We start from the raw sequence: 12663 nt of genomic DNA, 5'->3' as shown, positions 1-12663 counted from the left end.
GCTAGCTTGAGCTGATTTCCATCGCCTGTGCTAGCAACTCAAGAGAACGCAGTCGGAACTCGGCCGACACAGCTTGGTGCACGGTCATGATCTCGTCAGCTCCCGTGTGGTGCTGGAAATTGTCGATGAATGCTCGAACCTCGTCTGTCGTGCCAAGTGCGGTGTAGGTGAACATCTGATCGAGCATCGCGGACTGCGGAGACATCAGCACCGCGTCCACCTCCTGCTCTGTCAGTGGGGTCCGGCCGCGACTGAACATTGCTCGAACCCAGGCACGACGGCGAAGTTCGAACTGCACCTGTGCCTGCTCACCTGTATCAGCAGCCATCACACTGAGTGCAGCGATGACATAGGACTGTTGGAGTTGCCGCGAGGGCTGAAAGCGATCTCGGTAGATGGCGATTGCCTCGTGCAGTGCTTGTGGCGCGAAATGCGAGGCAAACGCGAAGGGCAAACCCAACTGGGCTGCCAGTTGCGCGCCGAACAACGAGGATCCCAGGATGTACAGCGGAACTTCTGTGCCACGACCAGGAGTCGCATTGACTCCCTCAATCAGGCTGTCGGACGAGAGATAGCCCTGCAGTTCTATGACATCTCTTGGAAAGGTGTCGGCGGCTCGGGGATCCCGGCGAAGCGCAAGCACCGTGGTCTGGTCTGTCCCAGGAGCCCGACCCAGGCCTAAGTCGATGCGGCCCGGATGAAGAGACGCCAAAGTGCCGAACTGTTCTGCGATGACCAGCGGAGAGTGGTTGGGCAGCATGACCCCGCCAGAGCCCAGCCGGATTCGTTCGGTCTTGGCCGCGATGTGGGCGATCAACACTGCAGTCGCCGACGAGGCAATAGTGGCCATGTTGTGATGCTCGGCGTACCAAATGCGGTGATAGCCAAGGGCTTCTGCGCGCTGAGCAAGTAGGACGCTTGCTTGCAGTGCTTCACCGACATCTTGGCCTTCAGAGATCGATGCCAGATCCAGCAGGGAGATTGGAGTCCTGGTCATTGCTGTGCCTGCGCTGGTCGGCGAGATCGAATCATGGCGATCAGCGCCAAGATGAATATGACAGCAGTCAACGGCGCCCACACCATTCGCTCACCGGTCGACGGCGTTGCAAGGTTCAGCACAATTCCCAGACCGAAGTACACAACAGTGACCCATCCGAGCACGGCCAACAGTCGTGGCGCTGCTGACCTCAATGGTCCAGCTCCGACTCGCGCAAGCAGCACAAGGGACATTGCCGCAAGCAGGACAAGTGAAACGCCCGCAATGGCACGTCCTGCAGCAGGCAGGCTCCCTTCATTGGCACCGCCTTGGGTGAACTCACCCCAAGGCGCTCCCAGCACGATGGCCAACTGGAATACGCAGACCAGTCCAATCATTGCTGCCGCTATGCGAGCGGGCACGGAGCCAGGTGCTGTCATATCGCGAGACTAGCTGCAGCCCGACGAACCCAAGGACATGAAAGGCAAAGCGGGGACGGCCACTACGAATGCAGCCTTGGCAACGACAGGACCTCGACTCCCGAGCCGAATTGCAGGGTCAGCGTTGCTGGGTTGGGACGAATCGCCAGGAAGGGGAAATCGCTCGCAGCAATCGCAAGCCTGATGCAGTGGCCAGGCTCAACGTCGAAAGCAACCGGCTGAAGTCGCAGCTCTATGACTTGAGCACTGGCATTGGCGCGCACGCGCAGCTGTCCGGTACCCAGCAGTTGCGAAGCGCCATCTGGCTGGACATCGCTAAGCCGAACGGCCAAGTCGATATCGGCCGGCAAAGGATCTGCGCTCAGCGTGAGCAAGGGCTCGCCCGCAATGACAACTCGCTCCTCAAGCGGAGCACTGGTGAAGACCAGCGCGCCCGCGTCGAAAGGGCGCTGATCTGCAGTGTCCATCGGCGACGGGTTGGGTGCGTCGGGATTGTGCACCAGATCCAGCGAGCTGACAGGGCCGGACTCTGTTGACAGTTCCAGCGAATTATCGGCGTTCACTGCGAGGTGTAGCGCCCATGGTTCGGCTTCGGCAGGGGGCCACGACTGCGACTCAATGACATCTCCCGAACCGGTGAGATGCAGACGAACCGGCGCCTCCTTGTCGACATCATTGTCGACGCCTTTCAGGAATCGGTCGAACCAGCGAATATAGAGATCGGCTACGCCCGCATCGCCTACTTCGCCTGTGATATCAAGCATTCCTGGCACTAAGACCATGCGTTTTGGCGCACGAACACCAGCGAACATCCGAGTCGTTCCACCGATGAAGTGGTCGAAGAACACGCCGGTGGCAAGGGTCGGTGCGGAGATGTTCTCAAGTCGTTCGGTGAAGTCGTAGCGGCTCCAGTAGTCATCGAAATCCTCGTGTCGCGTGCTTGCAGTAGCCCAGTCAAGGTCGAGCATGCTGTTGCCTTCGCGCATGCGTTCATAGAAACGGGCGTAACGCGCCGCGAACACACGCCGCTTGTCTTCATAGCCCTCTGCTTTGGGATGGCCAGGATCCTGTGGCGCCGTTGGACCCTGCATGACCAGGGCCCAACGGACCCGATCCTCGAAACGATAGACACCGCCCGGGAACCACTGGTCGTGATAGAAGTCAACAGCGTGCGCAGAAGCAACGACTGCCTTCAGATGCGGTGGCGCGGTCACCGCCGCAGTCAGAGCGAGCACCCCACTGCCTGAGATCCCCCACAAACCGATATTGCCGTCTGACCACTCCTGCTCCGCCAGCCATTCGATCGTGTCGTACCCGTCAAGCGGGCCGCCATCAACGTTGTAGTAGTCGTAGATCCCCTCGGCATGGCCGGTACCGCGACTGTCCCCCACCACGACTGCATAGCCCTCGTCGATGAGCGGAAGGACATTCATCGCTGGCAGGGCGTTCATCAGCCTCAGCATCACGCTGTTTGACCTGCCCTCTGGGTTCAACATCACCGCCTGAGGCCGCGGCGCGGGCGGCTGCAGATCCGGCGCCGACTTGATGTACGGAGTGCGAATGAGCACGGTTGGGAACGGACCATCTCCGTCCGGCAGGTAGATGTCGACTGGAATGCGGATGCCATCTCGCATGGGGATGAACACATCCATGAGTGAGCGCATCGCCGCATGCTAGTGCGGCATTCGGTGCAGTTCAGTGAAACGGCAGATGGGCGGGCATCACACATACGCGCCTTATGGGGGACGCGACTACGCAGGCGACGGTGATTGCTCAGTGCCGCAGTACTTGCACTTGCTGGCCGCTAGCGGAAGATCATCTGACAGGCAGGCCGGGCAAGTCTTTGCCGGCGCTGGATCGCCGAACGCAGTGATGCCGCGCCGCGCCTGCACGGCCTTGTAGGGAACAACGATGACGAAATAGATGACGGACATGAACACCAAGAAGGTGATGACCGCTGTGATCAGCCCGCCGATGTCAACGAAAGTGTTGGGGTTGCCGGACTTGATGAGCCACCCCAAGCCGATACCGTCGCTTGGTCCGAACGCTGCGAGAATCGGACTGATGATGGCCTTGGTGAAGGCCGCAATCAGGGCCGCGAACGCCAGCGCGATGACCAATGCCACTGCCACCTCGACCACGCTGCCGCGCATCAGGAAGTTCTTGAAGCCCTTCATCTTGCCTCCAATTTCAGACTTGCAGCCACCCATCCACCCGCGCGGACGGCGTCAGCATGGACCCTCTGCCGAATCCTTGTCCATCCAAGTCCCCTTCTCGAGTGAACATGACATGGACCCCGACTGCGGTGTCCCGCGACAAGGCAGTCAGAGGAATGCAATGAGCCACGAGATTGACCGCCCAGGTAAGCGTCAATTGCCGGCGTGAAGCTGGGATCAGGTGAATCAACTCTCAAGAGCCAGCTCTACAGCCAGTCGTCCAGCGACACCCACTCCACAATCGCCCCATCTCCTGGAATGAAGTCCACAACCAGGCAGCCGCTCTTGCCGTGTCCATGCGAGTAGGTGGATCCCGAATAACGTATGGGTGGACTCACGCGAACGACCGTGTGCACATGTATATGCCCTAGAGCCACATAGTCTGCAGTCAAGTCCGCGAGTTCATCAGACCTTATAGGCGAAGACCGCCCTGCCTCAGCGTCCAATAATCCGTGCGCTGCAATCACACTCCAGCGATCACTTTGTCCAACAGGTGCGTTGGCCAAGGGCTGGAAATGCGGAGCATGCTCGACCATCGCACGTCCCCAAATCGCAATGTCCGAACCCGGGAGCTCCACGCGCTTCCCGTCCGGGTCGTCAAGCATGATGAGCCGATCGCACACTGCGCGAAGATCGTGTCGATGGTGCACGGAAGCGTCATCAAGACAGTCGTGATTGCCGACAAGCAGTACAACTGGCCCCGGAAAGCGATTGAACTGAGCAGCAACCCACGACACGATCTCTGGGCCAACCCGACTGTGATCGAACAAGTCTCCAGCGATCAGTAGCACGTCAGCTCGCCGAGCTATGGCCAAAGTGACCACTGCCTCAAAAGCCAGTTGCGCTGGACCACCCTCGTCGCGCGCAAGGTGACAGTCAGATGTGTGCACCAAGGTCGCGGGCCGACGTCGATCAGCGCTGGCTTCGATTGTCATGAGTTGAGCTTTCTCATTCAAGAGATGACCACAATTCGACACACAAATGTGCGCCGTCGATCACGATGCCACAAATTCCAGTCAGCGAAGAGCACATGACCGATCTGTCTGGAGCCGACGGCGTTCCCGGTCAAAGGTGAGCGCTGCCGCCGCCGCCAACCGGGATCGATTGCCCGGTGACCATGCCCGCGCGATCAGAGCACAGGAAGGCCACCAAGTCCGCTATCTCAGAAGGCTCACCGAATCGACCGATGGGGATCCGATCGGTCATGTCCTGCGTTGCTTCCGCGACGGTGATGCCTCGCTCGCGCGCCAGCCATACCCAGTAGGAGCGATTGCGTTCGGTCAGGATGGAGCCAGTGAGAATGTTGTTTACCGTGATGCCGTCTGGCGCCAGCCGAGCCGCAAACAGGCGGTGCATTCCGGCTGTGGATGGCCGCACGACATTGGGAAGCAGGTGCGGAAGAAAGGTGCTTGGCTCGCGTGCAACCCCAGAGCTGATGTTGCAGATGCGACCCCAGCCCGCCTGCCGCATGTCTGGCACACACGCACGTGCCAAGGCCCAGGACGAGATCAGCAACTGCCCGAACTCTTCACGATAACCATCGGTCGACATCGACTCGAAAGTTCCGGCCCCTGGGCCCGAACCCTCCTTCTTCGCATCGATCACATGGCCAATGACGTTACTGATGGCGATACTGATCGGTCCGAAGCGATCACGCGATTCGGCAACAACACGCTCGATGCTGGCCGGGTCAGTCATGCTGGCTGAGATCGCGTGCACATTGCCCGGCGCAAGCTCCTCCAGCTCGGCGAGGGTCTCGTCCAAGTTGGCCTGAGTGCGCGAAGCGATGACGACCTTGGCTCCCTCACTGGCGAGCGCGGCTGCTATCGCGCGGCCGATGCCGCGACTGCCGCCGGACACGATGGCCACCCGGCCCGAGATCCCATAGTCCATTAGAAGATCGCCGATCCGGCGCCACCGTCGACAGTGATGGTGATGCCGCTGAGATATGCCGCACCTTCTGAACACAGAAACGTGACGGCGTTTGCCACGTCTTCGTCTGTTGCCATTCCGCCGCGAAGCACGGCGTTCGCCGTAATTCCGCTGGACCCGACCTCACCGGTCACGACCTTGTGCAGGCCCAACATTCCCAGTGAGGCGATAGCAGCCAACTCGTCAGCCTCGGCGTCAACCGATTTCGCCTGCGCCGACCCGACCCACACAAAGCGACCCCATTTCTGGGCAAGCATCCGAGGCAGCGCGGCGCGATATGCGTCAACCGCGTTGGTCACGTCGTCCCATGCCGCATACAGCTCGTCGGGGTCCGCGATCTCCAGCAAGTCGCTGCCTGGCTGAATTCGGCCCATAGCAATCACGACATCGGCCTGCGCTTCGGCAGAGCCCGGCGGCGATTGCGCAATGACTGCGCCTTCAGCAGCCAGCACTCGACGGCATGCTGCGAGCGTTCCTTCGTCGGGTCCACACACAGACACCACTCGGCCCTTGAGTTGTAGATCCATGCTCGGCGGCCTTTCGAAACATCGCGTGGGTCCAATGTTGCTGGAGCCAGCGAGTCAAGCAGACGGTCAGTTCAGCGTCAACGCCCTGATGGTCACCCGCTACCGATGCAAGAGCGGCAACTTCACCGTGAACGCCGTGCCCGAATGACCGTCGGAGGCGACGTGCACTGTTCCACCATGGGCCACAACGAGTTCACGGACGATGGCAAGACCAATACCCGTCCCCGCCGTTTCATGACCCGACTGACCGCGCCACAGCCGATCGAACACGCGCGGGAGGCTTTCTGGATCAATGCCAGGTCCGCTGTCTGCGACCACGATCACCGCAGAGCCATCGGATGCCAGAACTGACACATCCACGTGATCCCCCGAGTGGCAGTAGTGCGCTGCATTCCCGAGCAGGTTCCCCACGGCCTGGTGCAAACGGTCTGGGTCTGCATCGACTATGACATCTGCGCTCAAATGCGCCGACACAGCGATGCCCTCAGAGTCCAAGGTCGGTCGAGCTGCGTCCACGGCTGCTCGCACAACGTCGGCCAGATTCAAAGGGATGCAATGCAAGGTCAGCGCCGCGGTCTCGGCCGACGACAGATCCGCGAGATCGCCTACAACTCGTCCGAGCCGAACCGACTGTTGATGAAGCGAACTCAGGCGCTCATGGTCAGGTGCCACGAGTCCGTCGCGCAGTTCCTCCAAACCAGCCTGCAATGCGGCGAGCGGCGTTCGCAGCTCATGAGCAACGTCTGCCGACATCTGTCGGCGAGCTTGCTCGGACCGAACAACGGCGTCGGCAGTCTCATCGAAGGCCCGTGCTAAGTCGCCGAGTTCGCCCGGAGCATCAGCGTCGTCGGCCGCAGCGCGCGCTGAGCGGTTGCCCGCCGCGAACAATCGAGCCGAGTCAGACAGTCTCACGAGCGGACGCGCGATGCTGCGATAGACAAACCACGCGACCAAGAGCGCCGTCACGATGGCCGCTGCAGCCGCGATCAGGATCCAGGTCCAGGCGACCGTCTGAATAGTCGATGGCCCCTGGGCGGCACCGAATCCCAGCCGCACCGATCCGACGACTGCGCCGTTGACGACGACATCTGCAACAACACCGCCACGCCCCATCCCTGCAATGTTTTGACCGACGCTTCCCTGCGATGCCAGCACGACCTCACCAGAAGGCTCCCGCACCACCACCTGGGCTCCAGCCGAGGAGGCCATGAGCACGATGGAGTTCAGATCCGCACTGCTCCAATCTCCTGCTGTTGCATATGACTGGGCGGCTTCTTCGGCCACGGCAACGGCGAGCTCCTGCCGCTGGGCATCCTGGCCGGCCGTAATTCCTTGAGAGGTTCCGATGAGCGCCGCCATGGTGAGCACAACGATGGATGAGAGTGCGACGATCATGAACGCGGCCAGGAGTCGGGCACCCAATGGCCCAACGCGGCGGGAGTTATCAGCCATCGCGCGTGACGCCCAAGCGATATCCGTGACCCAACACCGTCTCCACAATGTCCGCGTTGTCGGGCCCAAGCTTGCGGCGCAGATTCTTCACATGCGAGTCGATGATGCGTTCGTATCCGGCGAACTCGTAACCTCGCACACGATTCACCAGAGCCGAGCGGGAGTACACGCGGCCCGGCGAGTCTGCCAGGGCAGTGAGCACCCCCCACTCAGTAGGTGTGAGATCCATCGTCCTTCCATCGATCCAGCCCGCGTGCTGGAGCTCGTCGATGCGCAGGCGGCCGCCCCCATAACTGACCAGACCGGTGGCCCGCTCATGCGCGCCACGGCTGAGTACTGCAGCCACTCGAAGCACCACCTCTCGAGGCGAGAACGGCTTCGTGACGTAGTCATCGGCACCGCGCTCGAGACCGCGAATCCGGTCCTCCACGGAACTGCGCGCAGTAAGGGCAACCACGGGGATGCCTACCTCCGACGCGGCAGACAGGACCTCCAGACCGTCGATGTCGGGGAGTCCAAGGTCTAGGAGAACGAGGTCCGGGGTGGACTCCCGGAGCATCCGCAGCGCCTCCGCACCAGAGCCTGTACTCAGAACTGCGTGATCAGCACGCTCCAGATATCGGCGCAGGAGTTCGCGTATCTCGCGTTCGTCCTCCACGACCAGAACCGTTGCCACAACTCCATCCTGCCCAACTCTGGCCAGCGCATCCCACACATCGGCCGATGTGAGCGGAAATCTCCATGCCATCTCCACATCGACCACACCGGCACTGCGCATCTGCCTGCCACAGTCAAGGAGTCAGGAAGTCCAAGCACCGGAATGAATCCGGGACGAACAAGGAGGACATCATGCCTCGCACACGCACCATTACCGCAATCATCGCTGCCGGACTGGGCGCGCTGGCGATCTCAGTAGCCCCGGCTATCGCCGCTCAGGCTCAGGGACCCGGAGGTGGAACCGCAAGCTGCAACTCTTCGACGATGTCGGCACAAAATGCGCGCGACAACGGCGTTGGCAACTGGGCAGGCCAAGGGCGCCAGGGCCAGGGTCAACGTGCAGGCATGAATGGGAGTCTGGCGAACCTCGAGCAGGGCACGCTGACGGCCGCGCAGAAGGTCAGTCTTGCTGCCATGGCAGAGGAAGAGAAGTTGGCGCACGACGTCTACGTCACGCTGGCGGCGCAATACCCCGACATCTACCAATTCAGCCGGATCGCACCTGCTGAAACCCAGCACCAGAGCCAGATTCAGGCTCTCTTGAGTCGGTATGGACTCAGTGATCCGACGGCAAACCTCGCTGTCGGCCAATTCCAGACTGCCGCAACTGAAGCGCTCTACAACGAACTCGTCGCCAGCGCTACGAGCACTGCAAAGGCCTTGGCGGTTGGCGTCACGATCGAGAAGCTTGATATCGCCGATCTGAAGAAGGCGATCTCAAGCATCACCGCTCCCGATGTGCTGCAGGTCTACACCAATCTCATCAAGGGATCTGAGCGTCACTTGGCTGCCTTCAGCCGTTGAGATCACCAGAGTCGGCCCCGATCGCCTTGCAGCGGTTGGGGTCGACCTAACTTTGCTGATCCATGGACCACAGCGACCAAAGGGTGGTGCGCACCCGTCGAGGCTGCGTGAGCACTGTGGTGATGGCAAAGGCGACGTCCTCTGGACGCATGAAGTGTGCGAGCGCGGGATCTCCGGCAGTGCGACCGTCACCTATTGCGAACTCTGTCTCCACTCCGGCAGGGCAAATTGCGGTGACCCGAACTCCGCTGCTGCGCAATTCACGATCCAGTGCACCTGCGAGCCCGACCTGTGCGAACTTCGTCGCGGCGTATACGGCTTCATCTGCACCACCGCGCAGTCCTGCCACACTGGACACGATCACGACATCACCGCCACCAGTGGTCCGAATCATTTCGGGGATTGCAGCCCGGATACTCCACACCGTTCCAGCGAGGTTGGTGTCCATCATCTCCTGCAGGCGCTCGTCGGTGTTGTCCATGATGCCGCCGTACATTCCGATCCCAGCGTTCGGCACGATCGAGTCCAGACGACCCCAACGCTCCACAGCCGCCGACACCAATCGTGCGTTGTCAGCCGGGATCGTCACGTCGCACACAACTCCCGCGCAGTTTTCCGCGCCCAGCTCAGCAACAAGGTCATCCAGACGATCTGAGCGGCGCCCGCCCAAGGCCACTCGCGCACCGGCCTCAACGAGCAGGCGTGCAGTTGCCGCTCCAATGCCAGATGTCGCACCGGTGATCGCCACAACAGTGTTATGAAGGGAACGGGATTCAGCTGGCATGGTGACTCCTTTGCACGAGCGAACAGTTCACAGGTGAAGGCTCTTCAGTTCGGTCCAAAAGGGCAATAGCGCAGAGTAGGTCGTCACTCCTGCTTTGTGCGTCGACTCCTTGCCGGATTCAGAGCAGGTGCACTGTCTAGCCGCGGATTCCTTCGATGATAAGCCAGGCTCCGAAAAGGAAGAACAGGACTGCTGCGCCGATCTTGATGACCTTCTCCGGCAGTGCCTTGCCCAGAATTGCTCCTACGCCGATGGCCAAGGCGTCTGCAGCGACCATGCCGACTGTTGAGCCGACCCAAGTACCGAACCAGCCCTCGGTCGTCGCCAAAGTGACCGTCGCCAGCATCGTCTTGTCGCCGAGCTCGGCCAGAAAGAACGCGATGGCAACAGCGAAGAAAGCTGAACGGCCAGACCGCGACGCTTTGCTCTGCTCATCCTCGCTGAGCTCGTCACCTCGCAAAGTCCACAAGCCGAAAGCGAGAAACGCGATGCCGGCGACGATGTTGATAGGGCCGGTCGGCAGAGCCAGGCCCACGACATTGCCCAGCGCCACCGAGAAGAGATGCACGACCGCCGTTGCAGCGGTGATCGCTCCGATGACGGTCCAGAAGCGATATCGAGTGGCGAAGGTCATGGCCATCAACTGGGACTTGTCGCCGAGTTCGGCGACAAAGATGACGGCGAAACTGAGCAGGAATGCGCTCATCGGCTGGTCAGCCCTTCGGGTCAGTCTGGCCGGGAAGGGTGGCCAGGGAACCGGCCCTTGCGAGCAGTATGTCGACTCCACGGTTGGGGGCTACTCCCCTTCTCAGGTATGAGCCTACCGTCCGAGGATGGTCGTGGACTTCGTGGCGCGGTGAGGCCCCTCGACCTACCATCGCGACATGGCATCAATGCTGTATTTGAGCTCCAGTGGACTGGGTGACGATCGTGCAGTGCTGGCGGCGACCACCGACAAAGCGCGGGCCTTGGTCGTGCTCAATGCCCTTGACGCGACGAGCACCTCGCGCCAGGACGTGTTCAATCACGAGGCCGCCGGCCTTATTGCACTGGGGTACGCATGCCAGGAACTCGATCTGCGCGATCATTTCGGTGGTCCGGAGAACCTGGCGGCCGCCCTGGCTCAGGCTCAACTCGTCTGGGTGGCGGGCGGCAATACTTTTGTGCTCGCCCGGGCCACCGCGCAAGCAGGGTTTGATGCGGCCCTGGCCCTAGTTCGGGCAGAACAGCACTTGACGTACGGCGGGTACTCAGCTGGCGCCTGCCTCGCCGGCCCCGACCTTGCAGGCATCCACCTGATGGATGACCCTGCAGTGATTCCCGATGGCTATGACGTGGATGCCTCTCCGGTCACCTTGAAGCTCATCAATGAGCGCATCGTGCCGCACTGGAAATCAAAGTCCCCCGAATCAGCTGGAGCCTCGCAGGCCGTGACATTTCTTGAGAAGGCCCACCTGAAATTCCGCTGCCTCAAGGACGGCCAGACCTACGTCGTCGGTGGAGATTTGACGAACTCTGATTCACAGGAGCTGGCACTGCGCATGGCCACCATGCCGCATTTGCACTGCTGAAAACGTCTCCGGCCGGCCGACGAGCAAAGCCAGCTACTACCTACCTGGACCACGCGGGGATGAATCGTGGAGTGCAGGCGGCGTAAGCGGGGTAACCCGGGAATCGCTCGGCAAGGCGCCGTTCCTCCCAGCGAGCTTTGGCATTGATAAGCACGATCAGCGCGGCGCACGCCGCGATGGTCCACGCACTGCCCGAGGCAACCGTGAGAGCGATAGCGAGAAGCAGGAGACCGCTGTAGATCGGATGCCGGACAAACCTGTACAGGCCACCAGTGCGGAGTTCGGCGTGCGAGTTGGGCAAGGGAGCCGCGGTCAGCCCGCGCCCGAGCGCGACACCTGCGATCAGCATCAGAATGATTCCCACGACGGCCGTGACCTGAGTCGCGCGCACCAAGGCCACCGGCAGGGTCCACAGGGTGCCACCAGGCAGCAGCACGATGAGGGCGAGAAGGGTGAGCTGCCCCAGAACAAGCAGCCATGCCGTGCGACGTTGACTGTCCCAAGTCTGCGACATTACGGCGCAGGCGCGAAGATCTGAAGCAGTTCACCAACGCTGTGTCCAGATTCCGCCGGATGACGAAATGGGCGAGCACGATTGACGGTGTACACATTGCGACGGCCCTGCTTGGCTCTAGTCAAGTAACCGGCGCGCTCCAAGTCGGTGACGTTGGCTTGAGTCGAGCGTTCAATGACGGAAGCTTCCTGCGCCAACTCACGAATGCACACGCCAAGCCTTCGCGCAATGAGCAGCATGCGGACTACTTTGCAGGCAATCTGCATCCTGGGTCAACGCCCAACACAGGATATCCATTTTCTGCTGAGAGCAAGCGGGCACTTGGCCCTCCTCGCCGCAGAGCGGGGAGCATTTCTGTTGCTCTCCCAAGGCTCGGCACAGGTCGGCAGGCACTGCACTCTGATCGTTCTCGAACGATGCACGATTGGCTATCGAGAAGGACGAGCAAATCGCGGACCGCACAGTGGCCTTCCCGACAATTGATGAACTGCTGTTCGAGGGGGAAAGTCCCTGGCATGAGCCAACGTGCAGGGCGCATGGCTGCCGAAAACCTCGGTGGGTCGAATTTGCGTGGTGGGTCATTGCATGCTTTCATTCACGCAAACAAGGGGAGTATCCCTTCGCTAGTGATCGTCATCACGGTGCTCCGGCACCCGGTCACTAGGTCGGCCTGAGGCCGGCGGCGAGAGACCTTGTGCCGTGCATTCACGACACAAGGGAAGTACATGGA

The 12663-nt window shown here is 61.1% G+C and carries 14 protein-coding genes and 1 pseudogene; 2 read left to right on the top strand and 13 right to left on the bottom strand.

The window, feature by feature from the left end:
• Window position 1: 1 nt before the first annotated feature.
• The 9 genes from Q8M73_06535 to Q8M73_06495 form a co-directional block, all read right to left on the bottom strand.
• The gene (locus tag Q8M73_06535; GenBank protein MDP2288206.1) at window positions 2-997 is read right to left on the bottom strand and encodes an LLM class flavin-dependent oxidoreductase; all 996 of its coding nucleotides are present in this window, start codon (window positions 995-997) and stop codon (window positions 2-4) included.
• Window positions 994-1416, bottom strand: coding sequence for a hypothetical protein (locus Q8M73_06530; protein ID MDP2288205.1), 423 nt, complete (start codon window positions 1414-1416; stop codon window positions 994-996). The genes Q8M73_06535 and Q8M73_06530 overlap by 4 nt, the downstream gene beginning before the upstream one ends.
• Before the next feature lie 62 nt (window positions 1417-1478).
• Entirely contained in the window at window positions 1479-3080 is a 1602-nt protein-coding gene (locus Q8M73_06525) for a CocE/NonD family hydrolase (protein ID MDP2288204.1), read from the bottom strand.
• 87 nt (window positions 3081-3167) lie between these two features.
• The gene (locus Q8M73_06520; protein MDP2288203.1) at window positions 3168-3593 is read right to left on the bottom strand and encodes an MscL family protein; all 426 of its coding nucleotides are present in this window, start codon (window positions 3591-3593) and stop codon (window positions 3168-3170) included.
• A gap of 245 nt (window positions 3594-3838) precedes the next feature.
• Window positions 3839-4567, bottom strand: a complete 729-nt coding sequence (locus Q8M73_06515; protein MDP2288202.1) for a DNA repair exonuclease — start codon at window positions 4565-4567, stop codon at window positions 3839-3841.
• A 130-nt stretch (window positions 4568-4697) separates the two neighbouring features.
• Entirely contained in the window at window positions 4698-5525 is an 828-nt protein-coding gene (locus Q8M73_06510) for an SDR family oxidoreductase (GenBank protein MDP2288201.1), read from the bottom strand.
• Window positions 5525-6091 carry a hypothetical protein gene (locus Q8M73_06505; protein MDP2288200.1) on the bottom strand — a complete coding sequence of 189 codons (567 nt, stop codon included), beginning with the start codon at window positions 6089-6091 and terminating at the stop codon, window positions 5525-5527. Before Q8M73_06505 ends, Q8M73_06510 begins: the two co-directional genes overlap by 1 nt.
• A 99-nt stretch (window positions 6092-6190) precedes the next feature.
• Window positions 6191-7543 carry a HAMP domain-containing sensor histidine kinase gene (locus Q8M73_06500; GenBank protein ID MDP2288199.1) on the bottom strand — a complete coding sequence of 451 codons (1353 nt, stop codon included), beginning with the start codon at window positions 7541-7543 and terminating at the stop codon, window positions 6191-6193.
• On the bottom strand, window positions 7536-8321 hold the full coding sequence (locus tag Q8M73_06495) for a response regulator transcription factor (protein MDP2288198.1): 786 nt from the start codon (window positions 8319-8321) through the stop codon (window positions 7536-7538). The genes Q8M73_06500 and Q8M73_06495 overlap by 8 nt, the downstream gene beginning before the upstream one ends.
• Before the next feature lie 71 nt (window positions 8322-8392).
• On the opposite strand from Q8M73_06495, the gene Q8M73_06490 reads away from it, so the two are divergent.
• Complete coding sequence (locus Q8M73_06490; protein MDP2288197.1) at window positions 8393-9064, top strand: DUF2202 domain-containing protein; 672 nt, start codon at window positions 8393-8395, stop codon at window positions 9062-9064.
• 46 nt (window positions 9065-9110) lie between these two features.
• Here the strand turns inward: Q8M73_06490 and Q8M73_06485 are convergent, their stop codons facing one another.
• Window positions 9111-9848: an SDR family oxidoreductase gene (locus Q8M73_06485; protein ID MDP2288196.1), complete on the bottom strand. Its 738-nt coding sequence runs from the start codon at window positions 9846-9848 to the stop codon at window positions 9111-9113.
• 148 nt (window positions 9849-9996) lie between these two features.
• Window positions 9997-10554, bottom strand: a pseudogene (locus Q8M73_06480) (TMEM165/GDT1 family protein).
• A 178-nt stretch (window positions 10555-10732) separates the two neighbouring features.
• On the opposite strand from Q8M73_06480, the gene Q8M73_06475 reads away from it, so the two are divergent.
• Window positions 10733-11419 (top strand): Type 1 glutamine amidotransferase-like domain-containing protein, encoded by a 687-nt coding sequence (locus Q8M73_06475; GenBank protein ID MDP2288195.1) that lies wholly within the window; start codon window positions 10733-10735, stop codon window positions 11417-11419.
• A gap of 40 nt (window positions 11420-11459) precedes the next feature.
• Here Q8M73_06475 and Q8M73_06470 read toward each other — a convergent pair whose 3' ends face one another.
• Window positions 11460-11933, bottom strand: coding sequence for an isoprenylcysteine carboxylmethyltransferase family protein (locus Q8M73_06470; GenBank protein ID MDP2288194.1), 474 nt, complete (start codon window positions 11931-11933; stop codon window positions 11460-11462).
• Window positions 11933-12172 carry a MarR family transcriptional regulator gene (locus Q8M73_06465; GenBank protein ID MDP2288193.1) on the bottom strand — a complete coding sequence of 80 codons (240 nt, stop codon included), beginning with the start codon at window positions 12170-12172 and terminating at the stop codon, window positions 11933-11935. Before Q8M73_06465 ends, Q8M73_06470 begins: the two co-directional genes overlap by 1 nt.
• Between the last annotated feature and the right edge of the window lie 491 nt (window positions 12173-12663).

The organism is Actinomycetota bacterium (genome assembly GCA_030684515.1).
Lineage (GTDB): Bacteria > Actinomycetota > Actinomycetes > S36-B12 > S36-B12 > UBA11398.
This window is presented reverse-complemented; position numbering and strand designations above follow the sequence as displayed.